We start from the raw sequence: 19,074 nt of genomic DNA on the forward strand, positions 1-19,074 counted from the left end.
GAAGGGACGCGCCAGGCGGGAAAGGGGGATCAGGAACGTTGGGCTTCGGCGCGCTCGGCGACGCTGGCGCCCACCAGCGAATCCAGGTGCAGGGCCGCTTCAGCTGGCGCCGCGAGCAGCGGCGCTGCCTTGCCGAGGATCAGGTCGGCACCGCGCTCACCGAGCATGATTGCCTGCGCATTGGTGTTGCCGCTGGCGATCTGCGGGCAGACCGAGAGATCGACCACGCGCAGGTTGGCCACGCCATGCACACGCATCTGCAGGTCGACCACCGAGTTCGCCGGGTCCGTACCCAGCCGGCAGGTGCCGCCGGGGTGGTAGACGGTCTTGATCGACTTGCGCACGAAGGCTTCGATGCCGGCGGTGTCGCGCCAGTCGATGTCCTCCGGCGCGGTGACCTTCTTGATCAGCCGCTTGAGCGCCGGCTGCTGCATCAGTTGCAGACCGACCTGCACGGCGCGGATCTGCCCCTGCAGGTCCTCTTCGTCACCGAGGTAGTTGGGGTCGATCAACGGCAGGTCGGCGGGATCGCTGCTGCGCAGGCGCACCTCGCCACGCGCCCGGGGACGCAGGTGGCCGACCTTCACCGTGAGACCGTGCTCGGCGGCCGGCGGCGCTTCGCCGGGGGTATTGTCGAAGTTGTCCATCACCGGCAGGAACATGAACTGGATGTCCGGGCGACCGACGCCGAGGCTGTCGACGAAGCCACCACCCTCGAGGATATTGCTGGTCAGCAGGCCGCTGCGGAAGGCCAGCCACTGGGCCATGTGCTTGATCCCGCGCAGGCCCTTGTCCTCGCCGAGGATGCTGTTCTGCGCATGGGTGGTGGCGTTCAGCGACAGGTGCAGGTGGTCATGGAAGTTCTTGCCCACCGGCAGCTCGACGCGGGTCTCGATGCCTAGGTTCGCGAGGTGCGCCCGCGGACCGATGCCGGAGAGCATCAGCAGCTTGGCGCTGCCGAAGGCGCCCGCACTGAGGATTACCTCCTTGCGCGCCCGGGCGGTCTGCGTGGCGCCGCCCTTGCTGCTGTATTCCACGCCTTCGGCGCGGCCCTCGGCGAGGATCACCCGGTGCGCCAGGGCATCGGTCACCACCTTGAGGCGGGCGTCGTCGCGCACCGACTTCAGGTAGGTGCGCGAGGTGCTGGCACGGGCGCCATTGCGCGTGGTGGTCTGGTAGAAGCCGACGCCCTCCTGGGAGGCGCCGTTGAAGTCGTTGACATAGGGCAGGCCCATCTCCTGACCCGCCTTCACGAAGGCCATGGTCATCGGGTGCCGGTAGCGGTTCTCGCTGACCGGCAGCGGGCCGTCCTGGCCGTGGTATTCGCCACTCAGGCTCTCGTTGGCCTCGGCTTTCCTGAAGTACGGCAGGAGGTCCCGATAGCCCCAGCCGGGGCAGTTCCACTGGCTGACCCAGTCGTCGTAGTCCTGCTGCTGGCCACGGATGTAGATCATGCCGTTGACCGAGCTGCCGCCGCCGAGCACCTTGCCCTGGGCGATGATCATCTCGCGGCCGTTGCAGTGCGGCTGCGGCACCGTCATGTACGGCCAGGACTTCTGCTGGAACACCTGCACCACGGTGGCCGGCATGCTGTGGAAGGGGCTGCTGTCCTTGCCTCCGGCCTCGAGCAGCAGCACGCTGCCGGCGTTCTGCTGGAGCAGCCGGGCAGCGACCACGCAGCCCGCCGAACCGGCGCCGATGACGATGTAGTCGTATTCCTGGTCAGACATGGTGTTGGCCTCAGTGATCCCTGCACGGGAGTTCGATGAAGTGCCATTGCAACCCAAGGCGACGCGGAAAAATTGTTCGAGGCTGACAGGTTGTTGTACTTCCCTGCCAGACTGAAAGCGTCAACCATCGACTATGCTGAAAATACTTCCAGCCTCCCCGGCAGCCAGGCCTTGCGCGTGAAGTATTCGATCCTCGCCCTGGTGCTCTTCGCCCTCCTGCATGACCCGTGGGCCAGCGCCGCTACCTATCGCGTCGTGACGGAAGAGTGGGCACCCTACAACTATCAGGAGGATGGTCGTCTCACTGGCCTGTCCACCGAGATCGTGCGCGCGATCATGGCGCGTACCGGCGATCACTTCCCCATCGAGCTGCTGCCCAGCATGCGCTCCAGCCACATCCTGCAGACCCAGCCCAGGACGATCATGTACTCGCTGTTCCGCACGCCCGAGCGCGAGGCGTTGTACCAGTGGGTCGGGCCCATCGTGGAGGAGTCGATCCATGCCTATCAGCTGACCAACGCACCGCGCTACCTGAACTCACTCGACGCGCTGCGCGCGGCCCCACGAATCACTACGCGGCACGCCGGACTGGTGCCCTCGCTGCTCGCAGCCGCCGGCTTCACCAACCTCGACCCCAGCGCCAGCGAAAGCCTGCAGCTCTATCGCATGCTCCTGGCCGGCCGTACCGGCATCATCGTCGGCGACACCGACGCAGGCGTGGCCTACTACAGCCGCATGCTGCATATCCCGCCCGGCAGCCTGCGCCGGATACCGGTCGAGCTGTATCGCTCCTCGCTGTACATCGCGTTCAGCCTGGACTGCGATGAGCGACTCGTCGCTCGCTGGCAGCGGGCGCTGGATGCGCTGCGCGAGTCCGGCGAGCTGGCGCGCATCCAGCGGCGCTACGAGGAAACCTCGGGCTATGCCGTCCCCAGGCCGGGGCGCGCTGCAACCGCCGTCGCTATCCCTGCAGAAAACGCCGCGCCAAGCCCAACTGCGACTCCGCCAACTGGTGCAACGACTGACTGATCTCGGTGGTGCGCCCGGCCTGCTGCAGGGTGCTCTCGCTGAAACCGGCGATCTGCGTGACCTGACGGGTGACCTGCTCGGCGACCTGCCCCTGCTGCTCGATGGCCGCGGCCATCTGCAGGCTCATGCCACTGATGCGCCCGACATCCTCGCAGATGCCCTGCAGGGCGATGCGCGCCTGCGCCACGTCCTGGGCGGAGCGCTGCGCCGCGGCCTCGCCGCGTTGCGCGGTGGCCAGCGCGGCGAGGCTGCCCTCGCGCAGGCTGGCGATGGAGGCCTGGATCTCGCGGGTGGATTCACCGGTGCGCGAGGCCAACCCGCGTACCTCGTCGGCGACCACGGCGAAGCCGCGCCCCGACTCGCCGGCGCGCGCCGCCTCGATGGCTGCGTTGAGCGCCAACAGGTTGGTCTGCTCGGCGATGCCCTGGATCACCCCGGCGATGTTGCCGATGGCCTCCACCGCCGACGCCAGGCGCGAGACCGCCGCGCCGATGTCCTGCACCGCGCTGCGCATGTCGTCCATCGACGCCTGACTGGCAGCGGACAGCCGCTCGCCCTCGCGGGCCTGCAGGTCCGCACTCTGCGCCGCTTCGGCGGTGTCCTGCAGGCTGCGCGAGAGCTCCTGGATGGTCGCGCTCATCTGCTGGATGGCGGCGGCGGTCTGCTCCGTCTCGCGAGCCTGCCCGTCGAGTTGCGTGGCGGACCTCTCGACCACCTCGGAGGCGGTGTGCGCCTGCTGGCGCAGCAGCTCGCCGTTGATGCAGATACGCGCCATCACCGTGCTCATGCGCGCGCGCTGGCCGTCCAGGGCCATCTCCAGGGGCGCCAGCAGCGGATCGTCGCCGTGCAGCGCGGCGAGCTGCGCATCGCCCCGCGCCTGGGGCTGACGCCGTAGCAGCGCGGTGATCCGCCGACGCAGGGAGACGCCGTCGATGCAACCGCCCAGGGCCTGCGCCGCCAGCAGGGCGATGCCGAGCCAGGCGGGCAGCAGCCCGGCGACCAGCGCCGCGCACAGGGCCACGGCCGCCAGGCCACGCCCGGCATGCAGGGCCAGCGCGCCGCGCAGCCGTTGCGCCAGGCGCCAGCCATTGCGCCCGCCAGCCAGCCGCGCATAGAGCGCCTCGGCGCGTGCGCTCAGCCCGGACTCGATCGGCAGATAGACGGTACCCAGGGCGGTCAGGCGGCCATCGTCGATCAGCGGCATCACGTACAGCCGGTACCAGGCGGACGCGCCATCCGCCCGGCGAATACGCATCGGTCCGCACCAGGGGCGCCCGTCGCGCAAGGTCCGCCACATGCCGGCGAGCACCTGCGGCGGCACCCGCGGGTCGTTGATGCACTCATGGGGCTGACCGAACAGCTCCTCGCGGCGCCGGCCGCACATGGCCAGATAGGCGGGGTTGCAGGTTTCCAGCAGGCCCTGGGGGTCCAGGCGGGAAATCGGCGGTTCGGCAAAGGCGAGATCGGCACGCACGGCGGCATTCATCGGCGGTCTCCGGGAAGGGAGCCCCACAGCGCGGGGCCCGGATCATTAGCATCGCGACGCTAGAAGGGTTGGCCACGCTCGGCGATCAGCTTGCGCACCATGGCGTCGAAGAACTTGGTGGCGAAGCCGCTCTCGCGGATCAGCATGGCGGTGAGGTGGGCGCACTTCTCGGCGATGCCGTCCTGCAGCGGGTTGTCCTCGCCGCCCAGGGCGCCGGCGGCGAGCTGGTTCTCGGCGGCGCGCTGCACCGTCCAGAGCAGGAAGAAGGTCTTCTCGATGCTGCTCTCGCCCACCGCGATACCGTGGTTGCGCAGCACCAGGATGTGCTTGTCGCCCAGGCTCTCGATCATCCGCACCTTTTCCTCGGGGAACAGGGTGATGCCCTCGAAGGTGTGGTAACCGATGCGCCCGTAGAGCTGCGCGCCGTAGAAGTCGTCGTGGGTGAAGGCGCGCTTCTTCTGCACCACGGCGGAGACCGGCGTGGTGTGGGTGTGGATGACGCAGTGGATGTCGTCGCGCGCGCCGTGCACCGCCGAGTGCAGGGCGAAGCCGGCAGGGTTGGCGTCGTAGGGCGAGTCCTCCAGCTTGTGCCCGTCGAGGTCGACCTTGAGCAGGTTGGCCGGGGTGACCTCGGTGTAGTTGAGGCCGAACGGGTTGACCAGGTAATGGTGCGCCGGCCCGGCGACGCGGGCGGAAATGTGGTTGAAGATGGTTTCGGTCCAGCCGAAGAAATCCACCAGGTGGTAGCAGTAGGCGAGCTTGATGCGTAGCGCCCACTCTTCGTCGCTGCAGGTCTCGGGCTTGGGGGTCTGGATCATGGCGTTCATCGGGCGTGCTCTCGGTGTGCGTGTGTCAGTGAAGGGCGACCTGGGCGCCGCGAAAGCGCGCCAGGCCGAGGATGTCCTGGGTGACCGGCATGGTCAGGCCCTGGTAGCCGGCCAGCTCGACTACCGCGTCGCCGATGGCGGCGAGCTCCAGCGGCCGGCCCTGCTGGTAGTCCTGCAGCATGGAGGTGCGTACCGCGCCCATGCCGGCGCCCAGGGCCATGAAGGTCTCCGGGTCGAAGGCGATGCGCGCGCCGTAGGCCGCCGCGGTGAGCAGGGTCTCCTGGAGGATCTTGGCTACCAGGCTCTTCAGCTCGGGCAGGCCGTAGAGCTCCTCCAGGGTCGCGCCGGTAACCACCGACAGCGGGTTGGAGGTGAGGTTGGCGATGATCTTGGTCCACAGCTGGTCGCGGATGCGCTCGGTGGCGCGGGCCTCGATGCCGGCGCGCTCGATCAGCGCGCGGACCCGTTCCAGACGCTCGCTCATCTGCCCGTTCGGCTCGCCGAGGATCATCAGGTGCGGATTGTTCGAGCGCACCACGCCGGGCGCCACGCTTTCCGCGGTGATGAACACCACGCAGCCGATCACGCGCTCCAGGGACAACGCCGCGCTGAGTCGCCCACCCGGATCGACCGCCTCGACGTGACGCTCGGCGAAGCGCCCCTCGACGCCATGGAAGTACCACCAGGGCACACCGTTGACCACTGGCACCACCACCGTCTCCGGGCCCAGCAGCGGGCCGAGGGTCGGCAGCAGGTCGGCCAGCGCCGGCGCCTTGGTGCAGAGGAGGATCAGCTCCTGCTCGCCGAGTTGCGCGCAGTCGTCGCTCGCCGTGACGCTCACCGCGTGTTCGCCGTCCAGGTCGCTGAGGCGAATGCCCTGGCTGCGCAGCGCAGCCAGGGTAGTGCCGCGCGCCAGCAGGCTGACCGGCTGGCCGCTCTCGGCGAGGCGCGCGGCCAGCGTGCAACCGATGGCGCCAGCGCCGACGATGCACACGCGCAGGGGGGAATGCGAAGCCATGTCGTGCTCCTGTCCAATCATCAGAGGACGCGGCGCCAGCGCGCCGCGCGCCGCGGCTCGCTCAGGTGGCGAGCATTTCCTGGTGCTTGCTCGCCAGGCCCAGGTAGGCCTCGATCACCCGCGGGTCGTCGGCCAGCTCGCTGGCCGGGCCCTGCATGGCGATCTGCCCGGTCTCCAGCACGTAGGCGTAGTCCGCCACGCGCAACGCGGCGCGGGCGTTCTGCTCGACCAGCAGGATCGACACCCCCTGCTGACGCAAGGTGGTGATGATGCGGAAGATCTCCCGGGTAATGAGCGGCGCCAGGCCCAGACTGGGTTCGTCGAGCATCAGCAGCTTGGGCTTGGCCATCAGCGCGCGGCCCACCGCGAGCATCTGCCGTTCGCCGCCGGAGAGCGTCGCGGCCTGCTGCTTGCGCCGCTCGAAGAGCCGCGGGAACAGGCTGTAGACCTCCGCCAGGGTGCCGTCCAGGTAGCGCTCGCCGCGCCGGTAGCGCATGAAGCCGCCCAGGCGCAGGTTGTCCTCGACGCTCATGCTGCCGAACAGCTCACGCTTCTCCGGTACCAGTCCCAGGCCACGACCGACCAGCACCTCGACTTCCGGCACGGCTTCGAGGGTGCCGTCGAAGGTGACCCGGCCGCGGGAGCCGAGCACGCCCATGATCGCCGACAGCAGGGTGGTCTTGCCGGCGCCGTTGGGGCCGATGACGGTGACGATCTGCCCTTCGCCGACGCGCAGGCTGGCGTTCGACAGCGCCTCGACCTTGCCGTAGGCGACGCTCAGCTCGTTCACTTCGAGCAGGGCATTGCGGGTCTCGTTGTGCTGGCTCATCAGTCGGCCCCTCCCAGATAGGCTTCGAGTACCGCCGGGTCTTTCTGCACGTCCTCGGGCAGGCCCTCGGCGATCTTGCGGCCGAATTCCATCACCACCACGCGATCCACCAGGCCCATGACGAAGTCCATGTCGTGCTCCACCAGGAGGATCGCCATACCTTCGCCCCGCAGCCGCGCGAGCAGCTCGGCGAGCGCCTGCTTCTCCTTCAGGCGCAGGCCGGCGGCGGGTTCGTCGAGCAGCAGCAGGCAGGGATCGGCGCACAGCGCGCGGGCGATCTCCAGAATGCGCTGCTGGCCCAGCGCCAGGCTGCCGGCTTCCTCGTAGAGGTAGTCGCCCAGGCCGACGCGCTCGAGCTGGGTGCGCGCCTCGCGCAGCAGGCGCAGCTCTTCCTCGCGCTCCAGGTGCAGCGCCGCGGGCAGCACGCCGCGCGCGCCGCGCAGATGCGCACCGATGGCGACGTTTTCCAGCACGCTCATCTGCGGCAGCAGCTTGACGTGCTGGAAGGTGCGACTCATGCCCTGGCGGGCGATCTGCCGGGACGGCACGCCGTTGATCTTCTCGCCACGGAACAGAACCTCGCCCTCGCTGGGCACGTCGACCCCGGAGAGCTGGTTGAACATGGTGCTCTTGCCGGCGCCGTTGGGGCCGATCAGGGCGAGGATCTCACCGGCGCGCACCTGCAGGCTCATGCCGTCGTTGGCCACCAGGCCGCCGAAGCGCTTGGTCACCGCGCGGGCCTCGAGCAGCACGCTACCGGCGGCCGGCGCTTCCCGGCGCGGCAGCCCGGAGGGTTCGGCGTCCACCCGCGGCACGCCCTGCCCCTGGCGCAGGCGCGCCGGCAGCAGGCGTACCAGCAGCGGCCAGAGCCCGCCCGGTGCCTTCTGCATCATCAGTACGATGAGCAGCCCGAAGACGATGGTCTCGTAGTTGCCCTGGCTGCCCAGCAGGCTCGGCAGCCAGTCCTGCAGCCACTGCTTGAGCAGGGTCAGGATGCCGCTGCCGAGCAGCGCGCCCCAGACGCTGGAGACGCCGCCGATCAGCGCCATGAACAGGTAGTCGATGCCCATGTTCAGCCCGAACGGGGTGGGGTTCACGAAGCGCTGGGTGTGCGCGTAGAGCCAGCCGGAGAGCGCCGCGAACAGCGCCGAGACGACGAACGCCACCATCTTCGAGCGGAAGGTGTTCACCCCCATCGATTCGGCCATCACCTGGCCGCCACGCAGCGCGCGGATCGCGCGGCCTTCGCGGGAATCGAGGAGGTTGCGGGTGAGCAGGATGGCGAGCAGCAGGATCGCCCAGATCAGGTAGAAGATCTTCTCGCCACGATCCAGCGAGACCCCGAGTAGCGAGATCGACGGCAGGTCGGCGACGCCGGTCTGCCCGCCCAGGCCCTCGAGCGTGCCGAACAGGTAGTACAGCGAGATGCCCCAGGCGATGGTGCCCAGCGGTAGGTAGTGGCCGGACAGCTTGAGCGTCAGCGCACCCAGCAGCAGCGCGACCAGGGCGGTCAGCAACAGCCCCAGGAGCAACCCCAGCCAGGGCGAGCCACCGGTCCAGGCGAGCCAGCCAGGCAGTTGCTCGGTGGTCGTCAGGTAGGCACTGGCGTAGGCACCGAGGCCGACGAAGGCGGCCTGGCCGAAGCTGGTCATGCCCGCCACCCCGGTGAGCAGCACCAGCCCCAGCACCACCAGGGTGTACAGGCCGATGTAGTTGAGCAGGGTGATCTGGAAGGTCGGCAGCAGCAACGGCGCCAGGCCCAGCAAAAGGATCAGCGGCAGGAGGTAGAGGCGCATCTTCATTCCTCCTCCTCCACGTGACGGCTGGTCAGCGAGCGCCAGAGCAGGAAGGGAATGATCAGGGTGAACACGATGATCTCTTTGTAGTTGCTCGCCCAGAACATCGAGAACGCCTCGACCAGGCCGACCGCCAGGGCGCCGAGGGCGGCCACCGGATAGCTGGCCAGCCCGCCGATGATGGCGCCGACGAAGCCCTTGAGGCTGATGATGAAGCCCGAGTCGAAGTACAGCGTGGTGATCGGCGCGATGAGGATGCCCGACAGCGAACCGATGAAGGCCGCCAGGGCGAAGGTGGTCTTGCCTGCCAGGCTCGGCGAGATGCCCATCAGCCGTGCGCCCATGCGGTTCACCGCGGTGGCGTGCAGGGCCTTGCCCCACAGGCTGCGCTCGAAGAACAGGAACAGCGCGACGATCAGCGCCAGCGACACCAGGATCACCCACAGGGTCTGGCTGTTCAGCGTCACCGGGCCGATTTCCAGGCCGGCCTCGGAGAACGGCCGGGTGCGCGCGCCCTCGGGGCCGAACAGCAGCAGGCCGACACCGACCATCGCCACATGCACGGCGATGGAGACGATCAGCAGCACCAGCGAATGGGCGCCGGCGATCGACTGGAAGAACAGCCGGTACATCAGCGGGCCGAGCGGCACCAGCAGCGCCAGGGTGAGCAGCGCCTGGATGCCCTGGGGCAGTTCGGCCAGCCCCAGGCCGTGCAGCAACGCCAGCAGCACCAGCGCGTAGGCGAGCTTGAGCAGGTGCCACTTGGACAGCCGCCAGCCATGGCCGGCGCGGCGCGCCGCGAACAGGTCGAGCAGGGCTTCGAGCAGCACCAGCGCCAGCAGCAGCCAGGCCAGCGCCGTCGGCTTGCCGGCCTGCAGCGCGGCCATGGTCAGCGCGCCGAAGGTGACGAACTCGCCGAGCGGGATCAGCAGGATCCGCGTGACGCTGAATACCAGCAGGATGGAAAGGGCCAGCAGCGCGTAGATGGCGCCATTGGTCACGCCATCCTGCCCAAGCAGCATGGCTATCTGAAAATTCATCGCGCAACGTCCTCAGGAACAGGCAGGGCGCCGTGAAGGGACACGCCAGCGGCGGAACCGGACAGCTCCGCCGCTGGCGCCGGGTAGGTCAGATCGGGCTCAGCGCAGCAGCTTCCAGTGGCCGTCCTTGACGGTGATCAGCTCGCGGCCGCGCTCGTCGAAGCCGCTGTGGTCCTCGGCGGTCATGCTGTAGACGCCCTGGGTGGCGACCAGCTCGTGGGTCTGCTCCAGCGCATCGCGCAGCGCCGCGCGGAATTCCGCGGTGCCCGGCTGGGCGCTCTTCTCGGCCACCGGAATGGCGCGTTCGAGCAGCAGGCCGGCGTCGTAGACGTTGGCGCCGAAGGTCGCCGGGGTCTCGCCGTACTTCGCCTTGTAGCGACCGATGTAGTCGCTGGCCACCGCCTTGGAGGGGTTGCTGTCGGGTATCTCGTCGATCACCAGCATCAGGCTGGCGGCGAGGATGGTGTTCTCCACCTTCTTGCCACCGAGCTTGAGGAAGGCGTCCAGCGCCGCGCCGTGGGTCTGGTAGACTTGGCCCTTGTAGCCCTGGTCGAACAGCGTGGTCTGCGGCATCACCGCCGAACTGCCGGGGGCGGCGACCAGCACGGCGTCGGGCTTGGCCATGAGGATCTTCAGGCCCTGCCCGGTCATCGAGGTGTCCTGGCGCTGGAAGCGCTCGCTGGCGACCAGCTTGATGCCGTGTTTCTCCGCCAACCCGCCGATCACCTTGGCCCAGTTTTCGCCGTAGGGGTCGGCGGTGCCGACGAAGCCGAGGGTCTTCACCCCGCGCTTGACCATGTCGTCCATCAGCGCGGCGGCGATCAGATCGTCGTTCTGGGTGGTCTTGAACACCCACTTCTTCTGCTCGGTCATCGGCAGCACCACGGCCGCGGTGCCCACCGGCGCCAGCATCGGGGTGCCGGACTCTGCGGCGAACTGGATCACGCCCATGGCATTCGGCGAACCGCTTGGGCCGATGATCGCGTCGACGTGCTCTTCATCGATGAGCTTCTTGAAGGCCTTCACCGAGGCCGTCGGATCGCTGCCGTCGTCGAGGGTGATGTACTGCACCTTCTGCCCACCGATGGTCTCGGGCATCAGCGCGACGCTGTTCTTCTGCGGGATGCCGACCAGCGCGATAGGGCCGGTCGAGGAGGTGATGACGCCGATCTTCACGTCGGCCAGGGCGATCCCGGGAAGGACGACCGCCAGGCCCAGGGCACTCGACAGCAGGAATGGAGCGGCTTTCTTCAGCGACATGGAAATTCTCCAGAGCAAGGCATCTACGGCACGTGGCGGCGCGCTACAGGTAGGCACGCTGCGCAATGTTCGAGTGTGACCGGGGGCGGCTTCGGCGGGAGCGAGCCGCCATCCTCGGTTGCCAGCCCCGGTGCAGGTTGCATGCCAGACAGGCGGTTGCACCAACGCTGTGCCAGGCGTCCCAGAGCTCTCCAGCAGCCTGCGGGGGTTCCTTCCAGTCCCACCGCCGGCGCCCGTGCGAAAAACTCGGGGCAGCGCGCATAGGCCAGGAAAAACAACGGCTTGAAGCGGAAAAATAACTTGAAAATTCCATCTTAAATCGAACGATTTTTTCGCGATTTTCAGGCTATTGAATCTGCGCTTTTCTCCGCCAAAAAAATTTCCAGAGCGTCCTTGAAGCGCGCCCTTGTTTCTTGACCCGAAAGTCATGAAAGAGCCCAGAAGCGCCCCCCCCAACGCCCTATAAATAATTGATTTAGATCAATAAAAAGAGAGATTAAAACGCCTTGATGTCACACTGAGAGCCCCTCGAAAAATGCACAAGTTATGTGCATTAATCATTCGCAATGCACTGATTTTTGGCGAATTTTATTTCAACAATTCAATTGACTTTTCACGTAATCAAGGCGAGCTTTTATTAGCGATTCGCAGCGACCCATCGTCGCAGCAGAACGAAATAGAGGACTCGTAACGTGTCGATCGTCGTCAAGCAACTCAGCCTGGGTGGCAACGGCCTCCGCGTGATGGTGAAGGACACCATCGACGTGGCCGGCTACCCGACCCGCGCCTCCAGCCCGGCCCTGGCGGATGCCCCTGCCGCCGAGCGTCATGCGCGGGTGGTCGAACTGCTGCTCGCAGGCGGCGCACGACTCACCGGCAAGACCGTGCTGCACGAACTGGCATTCGGCACCACCGGCATCAACCACGCCTACGGCACGGCCGACAACGTACGCTTCCCCGGACGCATCCCCGGCGGCTCGTCCAGCGGCTCGGCCGCCGCGGTGGCCGCCGGCCTGTGCGACGTCGCCCTGGGCACCGACACCGGCGGTTCGGTACGCATCCCCGCCTGCTGCTGCGGCGTGTTCGGCCTCAAGCCGACCTTCGCCCGCGTCAGCCGCGCGGGCGTGATGCCGGCGCAGAGCAGCCTGGATTGCGTCGGCCCGTTCGCCGCCAGCCTGCCGCTGCTGGAGCAGGCCATGCGCCTGATCGACCCCGGCTTCGGCGAACTGCCAAAGGTCCGCGAGGCGCGCCTAGGCGTGGTCCCGGTCACCGCCAGCGAGGGCGTGCAGGACACCCTGCGGCAGGTCCTGGATGCCAGCGGCCTGGTCGGCGGCGAAGCCCCATTGCCCGGCCTGCAGGACGCCTACGCCGCCGGCATGGTGGTGATCAACCGGGAAACCTGGAATGCCTGCGAAGCCCTGATAGATAGCGGCAAGATCGGCGCAGATGTCGACGGACGCCTGCGCGCCGCCGCACAGACTACGGACGCCGCGCTGGCCGACGCCGAAGCGGTGCGCCAGTCCTTCAGCGCCGAGGTGGATGCCGCCCTGCAACGCTTCGACGTGCTCGCGCTGCCGACCATGCCCGACTACCCCCTGCGCCTCGAGGACGCCGCCGATACCCGTGCGGTGCTCGGCATGACCGCCTTCGTGCGCCCCTTCAACCTCTCCGGCCACCCGGCGCTGACGATCCCCTTCGTCAGCGCCGAGGGTCTGCCGGTGGGTCTGCAACTGGTCGCCGCGCACGGCGCCGATGAACTGCTCCTGGCAGTCGCCGGTGAGCTGCTGCGCCGCCTGTATTCCAACCCGAGCGATTGTGGAGCCTGACATGACTTCGCTGAACGCGGCCGGCGATCCTGCCGGCCTGACCCAGAGCGCGGATTTCCAGGTCCTGCTCGACGACATCCGCCAGCGTGCGCGTAGCGGCGAGTTCGACCGCCTGCGGCACATCCCGCAGGACCTCATTGAGCGCTTCAAGGCCCTCGGCGTATACCGCGCCCTGGTGCCGAGCCGCTTCGGCGGCGCGCAGCGCGGGCCGCGCGAATTCTGCGAGATGGTCGAAGCCATTTCCCAGGCCGACGGCTCCGCCGGCTGGGTCGCCAGCTTCGGCATGAACCCGGTGTACCTGGCGTCCCTGCCCGCGGACACCATCGCCGAGGTCTACGCCAACGGCCCCGACGTGGTCTTCGCCGGCGGCATCTTCCCGCCGCAGCCGGCCGAGATCGTCGACGGCGGTTTCAAGGTCAACGGCCGCTGGAAGTACTCCAGCGGCTGCATGGGCGCGCAGCTGGTCGGCGTCGGCATCGCCCCGCGCAACGGCGACAAGCTGGACCTGCCGCGCCTGGCGGTGATGCCCCGCGCCCAGGCGCGCATCGAGGAAACCTGGGACACCGTCGGCCTGCTCGGCACCGGCAGTCACGACCTGGTGGTCGAGGATGTGGTGGTGCCCGAGGCGTGGACCTTCGTCCGCGGCGGCCAGCCGAACCTGGACGAGCCGATGTTCCGCTACCCGTCGCTGTCCTTCGCCACCCAAGTGCTCTCGGTGGTCGGCCTGGGCGTTGCCCGTGCCGCGCTCGACGAGCTCTACGCGATGGCCGGCGGGCGTGTCTCGGTCACCGGCGCGCCGGGCCTGGGCGACCGTCCGCTGACGCAGACCGACGTGGCCCGCGCCGAAGCCAGCCTGCGTGCCGCGCGCTGCTTCTTCTACGAGGCCATCGACGCGGCCTGGGCCTACGTACTGGCCGGCGACCCGGTGCCGGCCGAGGCGATCAACCTGCTGCGCCTGTCGTCCACCCACGCCACCCGCGTGGCTGCCGAGGTGGCGCGTAGCGCACAGATGCTCAGCGGCATGACCGGCGTCTACAACGACCATCCGCTGGCGCGCTGCGTCAACGACGCGCACGTGGTCACCCAGCACGCCTTCATGGGCGACATCACTTTCCAGAATGCCGGTGCGGTGTTCTTCGGCAAGAAACCCTTGCCCGGCTACCTCTGACAGGAGACTCGAAATGAGCGAGAAGAAACCCTTGCGTGTGCTGTTCTGCATGGGCATCAACCAGAACTTCTTCGATGCCCCGCGCGAAGAGCAACTGCAGGTCTGGGCCGCGTTCAGCGCCATGTGGAACGGCATCCACGACCTGCCGGGCGTCAGCGTGCTGGGCAACATGGACGACGACCAGAGCATGGTCGGCCCCTCCGACGGCTTCCCCTGGACCACCTACCTGCTCGCCGACGTGCCGGACCTCGAGACCGTGCATGCCGCCTGCAACCTGTTCCGCAGCACCGCGGTGGGCGACGGCCCCTACAAGCTGTGGCGCTACGCCAAGGTCGAGGCCCGCGTCGGCCGCGAACTGATCATCCAGCGCGCCTGACGCCATGAGCCAGCAAGCCACCCTCGCCGACCTGCAGCAACGCCTGGCGCGCTTCGAAGCCGAGCACGCCGTGCGCGCCTGCATGAACCGCTACATGGTGCTGTGCGACGCGCTGGACGCGGACACGCCGCTGGACGAACTGGCCGGCCTGTTCACCCGCGAGGCGCTGTGGGAAGGCAAGGGCGCCAAGTACGCCAAGAGCTTCGGCGGCTACCGCGGCCGCGCGGCGATCCGCGCGATGTTCGAGGGCTACATGAAGCCGCCCGCGCACTTCGCGCTGAACGTGCATTTCCTCACCAGCGAGCTGATCGCGGTGGACGAGGACGGTGCCCGCGGCAGCTGGGTGATGCTGCAGAGCTCGACCTTCGCCAGCGGTGCCTCGCACCTCAACGCCGCGCGCCTGAACGTGCGCTTCGCCTTCGAGGACGGCGCCTGGCGCATGGCGCACTTCCAGACCGAGAACCTCTTCGGCCGCCCGGTGAGCGCGTGGAACAGCGACGCCGAACTGCCGGTGCCCGCGCGCCCGGGCCAATAGACCAACCCCAAATCCAAGAGCCGGCGCGGCGCGCCGACGAGGAGCTACCGTGAACAAGCTGATCGAAACCGTGAACCTGGAGTGTTCGCCCGCCGAGCTGGTGCAGGCCGACCGCGTACACACCTCGCTGTACACCGACGAGCAGATCTTCGATGCCGAGATGCAGAAGATCTTCTACAGCACCTGGGTCTGGGTCGCCCACGAGAGCGAGATTCCCGAGGCCGGCAGCTACAAGAACACCTACATCGGCAAGCAGCCGGTGATCGTGGTGCGTGACCGCAAGAAGAACGTCCACGTGCTGCTCAACCGCTGCCGCCACCGCGGCGCCACCGTCTGCGAAGGCAAGAAGGGCAAGACCGCGAGTTTCGTCTGCCCCTACCACGGCTGGAGCTACGCGCTGGACGGTTCCCTGCGTGGAGTGCCTCACCCGGAAAGCTACGGCGAGTGCCTGGACAAGGGCGAGTTCCCGCTGGTCTCGCTGCGCGTCGAATCCTACGCCGGCATGCTCTTCGCCACCTTCAAGGACGACATCGAGCCGCTGGTGGACTTCCTCGGCCCCGCCAAGAAATGGATGGACCTGTTCATGAAGCAGGGCGCCGGCTACGGCATCAAGGTGCCCGGCGAGCACCGCTTCCGCTTCCCCGGCAACTGGAAGATCCAGCTGGAGAACACCACCGACGCCTACCACTTCCCGCTGGTACACAAGTCGTTCCTCTCCTCGGTCGACCAGCAGACCCTGGACATGCTCGATTTCGTCGACGGTTCCGGCTACGTCGAGGATCTGGGCAACGGCCACAGCGTGATGGTGATGATCCCCGACCTGATCGACCTGGAAGCCAATCTCGATGCGCCGATCCCGACGCGCTTCGAAGCGCTGGCCCAGGAGCTGCGCGACGAAGGTATCGACGAGTCGCAGGTGCGCCGCATCGTCCGCGCCGTCGGCGGCTCGGGCTTCAACCTCAACCTGTTCCCCAACGTCGCCTGCTCGATGGCGTTCTTCCGCGTGCTGCAGCCGATCTCGGTGAACGAAACGGAGATCCACCACGCGGTGATCACCATGGACGGCGGCCCGGCCGTGGCCAACCGCTACCGCCTGCGCCTGCACGAACACTTCCAGGGCCCGATGGGCTTCGGCACCCCGGACGACTCCGAGGCCTGGGAGCGCGTGCAGAAGGGCAGCCATGCCGGCGAGGACCTGTGGATCCTGCTCAACCGCGGCCTGCCCGGTGAGAAGCCCAGCGAGGACGGCCGGGTCAGCGACGTATCCGCCGAGACCGGCATGCGCGCGGCCTACCAGCAATGGAAAAAGATGATGTCGGCCTGACCGACCGGACCGACGGAGAACCCACGATGAATCTGCAATTGCTGCAAGAAGTCACCGCCTTCATCTGGCAGGAAGGCGACATGCTCGACCACGGCGAATACGACGCCTGGCTGTCCCTGTGGAGCGACAAGGGGGTCTACGTGATTCCCATCGACCCCAACGAGCAGGACCTGGAGAACACCCTCAACTACGCCTACGACGACGCCCACATGCGCGAGAAGCGCGTGGTGCGCCTGACCGGCGACGAGTCCATCTCCACCAGCCCGGCGCCGCGCACCGTACGCACCCTGTCGCGCTTTCGCGTGCTGTTCGAGGACGAGCGCCACGTCACCGTGCGCTGCGCGCAGAACCTGCGCGAGTTCCGCAAGGACGCCCTCAAGCACTACAGCGCGGACATCGTCTACGAACTGGAGCGCAGCGCCGACAGCTTCAAGATCCAGCGCAAGCTGATCCGCCTGATCAACTCCGACGATGCCCTGGCCGGCATCGGCTACATCCTCTGAGGCGCCGCCCATGACGCAGATCGCACTGGTCACCGGCGCCGCCCAGGGCCTGGGCTACGCCATCGCCGCGCGGTTGTTCGCCGCCGGCTACGCCGTGGTCCTGAGCGACCTCAGCGGCGAGCGCGCCGAGGCCGCCGCCGCCCGGCTCGACCCCAGCGGCGAGCGGGTCCTGGCGCTGCAGCTCGACGTCGCCAGCAAGGCCGATTTCGAGGCCGCGCTGGCGGCCACCCTGGCGCGCTTCGGCGCGCTGCAGGTGGCGGTCAACAGTGCCGCGATGACCCAGGCCACGCCGGTGATGCAGATCTCCCCGGAGGAGTTCGACCGCGTCATGAGCGTCAACACGCGCAGCATCTTCCTCGGCTGCCAGGTGTTCGGCGCGCACATGGCCGCTGCCGGCTACGGACGCATCGTCAACCTGGCCTCGCTGGCCGGGCAGAACGGCGGCACCGCCACCGGCGCGCATTACGCCGCCTCCAAGGGCGCCATCGTCACCCTGACGAAGATCTTCGCCAAGGAGCTGGCGGCCGGCGGCGTGACCGTCAACGCCATCGCCCCGGGGCCGATCGATTCGCCCATGGTGCGCGAGCTGGTGCCCGCCGAGCGGATGGGCGCGATGCTCGCCAACATCCCGGTGGGGCGCCTGGGCGACGCGGATTTCCTCGGCGACCTGGTCGTGCAACTGGCACGCCCGGAAGCCTACTTCACCACCGGCGCGACCTGGGACGTGAACGGCGGCCTGTTCATGCGCTGAGCGCCAGCGCCTTTACCTTGACGTGCACTACGGGTGATCCCGATGACTGAACAACTCCTGACGGTACAGGTCCACAAGCGCCAGCTGCAGGGCGACGGTGTCGTCGTCCTCGACCTGGTACCGCTCGACGGCGCCACGCTGCCGAGCTTCGAGGCCGGCGCCCACGTGGACCTCCACGTCGCCCCCGGCCTGGTGCGCCAGTATTCGCTGTGCAGCGATCCGGCGGATCGCGCCACCTACCGCCTCGGCGTGCTCAAGGACCCGGCCTCCCGCGGCGGCTCCGTGGGCGTCCACGAGACCCTGCTCGAGGGCGCCGAGGTGCAGATCAGCGCCCCGCGCAACCTGTTCCCGCTGGCTCCCGATGCCCGCCGCTCTCTGCTGCTCGGCGGCGGCATCGGCATCACCCCGATGATCGCCATGGCCTACGCGCTGCACGCCCAGGGCGCGGACTTCGAACTGCACTACTGCGGCCGCTCCCGCGCGCGCAGCGCATTCCTCGCCGAGCTGGCCGAGGCGCCGTTCGCGGCGAAGGTCTTCACCCACTTCGACGACGAACCGCAAACCCGCCTGGAGCTGCCGGCGCTGCTCGGCGAAGGCACCTCCGGCAACCACGTCTACACCTGCGGCCCGAGCGGCTTCATGGACTGGGTGATCGCCGGCGCCACGGCGGCCGGCTATGCCGACGACCACATCCACCGCGAGTACTTCCAGGTCGAGGTGGACGCCTCGGGCGCGAGCTTCGAGGTGGTCGCCGCACGCAGCGGCAAGAGTGTCCAGGTCGCCGAGGGGCAGAGCATCCTCGATGCCCTGGCCGAGGTCGGCATCAAGGTCGAGAAATCCTGCGAACAGGGCGTCTGCGGCACCTGCCTGTGCGACGTACTGGAAGGCGAACCGGACCACCGCGACGTCTACCTGACCGACGACGAGAAGGCCGACGGCGACCAGATCCTGGTCTGCTGCTCGCGCGCCAAGTCCGCGAAGCTGGTCCTGGATATCTAGAGGAGAATCGAAATGGTCGATACAAGCGGATTCCGCAACGCCATGGCGATGCTCGGCGGCGCCGTCACAGTCATCACCACCGACGGCCCGGCCGGACGCTTCGGCTTCACCGCCTCGGCGGTGTGCAGCGTGACCGACAGCCCGCCCACCCTGTTGGTGTGCATGAACCGCTCGTCTTTTGCCAACGAGCAGTTCAAGGCCAACGGCGTGCTTTGCGTGAACGTCCTGGCCGCTGTGCATCAAGACGTCTCCGGCACCTTCGCCAACCGCGACCTGCGCAGCGAGGATCGCTTCGCCACGCAGGCCTGGTCGAGCCTGGAAAGCGGCGCCCCGGCGCTGGACGAAGCGTTGGTCAACTTCGACTGCCGCATCGCCCAGGTCCACGAAGTGGGCACCCACAACATCTTCTACTGCGAGGTCGTGCAGATCCGCCAGGGCGCCTCCCGCGAGGGCCTGGTGTATTTCGACCGCGCCTACCACCGCCTCTGCGAGACCTCGAAAGCCGTTTAGCCCATAGACCCGGCCCGAGCCGGGCAGCGGGCCGCAACGCGGCCCATCTTGCGCCAGCGCACCGCAA

The 19,074-nt window shown here is 68.0% G+C and carries 18 protein-coding genes and 1 pseudogene; 10 read left to right on the top strand and 9 right to left on the bottom strand.

The features are described from left to right. Positions 1–29: 29 nt before the first annotated feature. Complete coding sequence (locus ACYRGX_RS01820; protein ID WP_473054913.1) at positions 30–1,730, bottom strand: GMC family oxidoreductase; 1,701 nt, start codon at positions 1,728–1,730, stop codon at positions 30–32. Positions 1,731–1,907: 177 nt separating this feature from the next. On the opposite strand from ACYRGX_RS01820, the gene ACYRGX_RS01825 reads away from it, so the two are divergent. Next, entirely contained in the window at positions 1,908–2,759 is an 852-nt protein-coding gene (locus tag ACYRGX_RS01825; protein ID WP_473054914.1) for a substrate-binding periplasmic protein, read from the top strand. On the opposite strand, the gene ACYRGX_RS01830 is transcribed toward ACYRGX_RS01825, so the two are convergent. The 8 genes and pseudogenes from ACYRGX_RS01830 to ACYRGX_RS01865 all read right to left on the bottom strand — a co-directional run bounded on the left by ACYRGX_RS01830 (position 2,692) and on the right by ACYRGX_RS01865 (position 11,015). Next, the gene (locus tag ACYRGX_RS01830) at positions 2,692–3,963 is read right to left on the bottom strand and encodes a methyl-accepting chemotaxis protein (protein WP_473056614.1); all 1,272 of its coding nucleotides are present in this window, start codon (positions 3,961–3,963) and stop codon (positions 2,692–2,694) included. The genes ACYRGX_RS01825 and ACYRGX_RS01830 overlap by 68 nt on opposite strands. Continuing rightward, positions 3,955–4,245 (bottom strand): annotated as a pseudogene (locus ACYRGX_RS01835) (PAS domain-containing protein); the annotation flags it as partial. The pseudogene ACYRGX_RS01835 and the gene ACYRGX_RS01830, both read right to left, overlap by 9 nt. A 59-nt stretch (positions 4,246–4,304) precedes the next feature. Beyond that, a complete protein-coding gene (locus ACYRGX_RS01840) occupies positions 4,305–5,072 on the bottom strand; it encodes a class II aldolase/adducin family protein (RefSeq protein ID WP_473054915.1) in 768 nt (255 codons plus the stop codon). Between the two features lie 25 nt (positions 5,073–5,097). Then, complete coding sequence (locus ACYRGX_RS01845; RefSeq protein ID WP_473054916.1) at positions 5,098–6,090, bottom strand: ketopantoate reductase family protein; 993 nt, start codon at positions 6,088–6,090, stop codon at positions 5,098–5,100. Positions 6,091–6,151: 61 nt separating this feature from the next. Continuing rightward, a complete protein-coding gene (locus ACYRGX_RS01850; RefSeq protein ID WP_473054917.1) occupies positions 6,152–6,919 on the bottom strand; it encodes an ABC transporter ATP-binding protein in 768 nt (255 codons plus the stop codon). Then, on the bottom strand, positions 6,919–8,721 hold the full coding sequence (locus ACYRGX_RS01855) for a branched-chain amino acid ABC transporter ATP-binding protein/permease (RefSeq protein WP_473054918.1): 1,803 nt from the start codon (positions 8,719–8,721) through the stop codon (positions 6,919–6,921). Before ACYRGX_RS01855 ends, ACYRGX_RS01850 begins: the two co-directional genes overlap by 1 nt. Further along, positions 8,718–9,755, bottom strand: coding sequence for a branched-chain amino acid ABC transporter permease (locus ACYRGX_RS01860; RefSeq protein WP_473054919.1), 1,038 nt, complete (start codon positions 9,753–9,755; stop codon positions 8,718–8,720). The genes ACYRGX_RS01855 and ACYRGX_RS01860 overlap by 4 nt, the downstream gene beginning before the upstream one ends. 99 nt (positions 9,756–9,854) lie before the next feature. Continuing rightward, positions 9,855–11,015, bottom strand: a complete 1,161-nt coding sequence (locus ACYRGX_RS01865) for an ABC transporter substrate-binding protein (RefSeq protein ID WP_473054920.1) — start codon at positions 11,013–11,015, stop codon at positions 9,855–9,857. Between the two features lie 692 nt (positions 11,016–11,707). Between ACYRGX_RS01865 and ACYRGX_RS01870 the strand changes: the two genes are divergently transcribed. Genes ACYRGX_RS01870 through ACYRGX_RS01910 form a run of 9 tightly spaced genes read left to right on the top strand, consistent with a single transcriptional unit; the run spans position 11,708 to position 19,007 of the window. Continuing rightward, a complete protein-coding gene (locus ACYRGX_RS01870) occupies positions 11,708–12,841 on the top strand; it encodes an amidase (protein WP_473054921.1) in 1,134 nt (377 codons plus the stop codon). Between the two features lies 1 nt (position 12,842). After that, on the top strand, positions 12,843–14,009 hold the full coding sequence (gene iacA, locus ACYRGX_RS01875) for an indole-3-acetate monooxygenase (protein WP_473054922.1): 1,167 nt from the start codon (positions 12,843–12,845) through the stop codon (positions 14,007–14,009). Between the two features lie 13 nt (positions 14,010–14,022). Beyond that, positions 14,023–14,385, top strand: a complete 363-nt coding sequence (locus ACYRGX_RS01880; RefSeq protein ID WP_473054923.1) for an IacB protein — start codon at positions 14,023–14,025, stop codon at positions 14,383–14,385. Positions 14,386–14,389: 4 nt separating this feature from the next. Next, a complete protein-coding gene (locus ACYRGX_RS01885; protein WP_473054924.1) occupies positions 14,390–14,920 on the top strand; it encodes a nuclear transport factor 2 family protein in 531 nt (176 codons plus the stop codon). A 49-nt stretch (positions 14,921–14,969) separates the two neighbouring features. Then, positions 14,970–16,244: an aromatic ring-hydroxylating oxygenase subunit alpha gene (locus ACYRGX_RS01890; RefSeq protein WP_473054925.1), complete on the top strand. Its 1,275-nt coding sequence runs from the start codon at positions 14,970–14,972 to the stop codon at positions 16,242–16,244. Between the two features lie 26 nt (positions 16,245–16,270). Then, a complete protein-coding gene (locus ACYRGX_RS01895) occupies positions 16,271–16,747 on the top strand; it encodes an aromatic-ring-hydroxylating dioxygenase subunit beta (RefSeq protein ID WP_473054926.1) in 477 nt (158 codons plus the stop codon). 10 nt (positions 16,748–16,757) lie between these two features. Then, positions 16,758–17,498, top strand: coding sequence for an SDR family NAD(P)-dependent oxidoreductase (locus ACYRGX_RS01900; protein WP_473054927.1), 741 nt, complete (start codon positions 16,758–16,760; stop codon positions 17,496–17,498). A gap of 42 nt (positions 17,499–17,540) precedes the next feature. Further along, positions 17,541–18,497, top strand: a complete 957-nt coding sequence (locus tag ACYRGX_RS01905) for a PDR/VanB family oxidoreductase (RefSeq protein ID WP_473054928.1) — start codon at positions 17,541–17,543, stop codon at positions 18,495–18,497. Between the two features lie 12 nt (positions 18,498–18,509). Continuing rightward, positions 18,510–19,007: a flavin reductase gene (locus tag ACYRGX_RS01910; RefSeq protein WP_473054929.1), complete on the top strand. Its 498-nt coding sequence runs from the start codon at positions 18,510–18,512 to the stop codon at positions 19,005–19,007. Positions 19,008–19,074: the final 67 nt, after the last annotated feature.

It is taken from the genome of Pseudomonas sp. R4-15 (assembly GCF_055768815.1).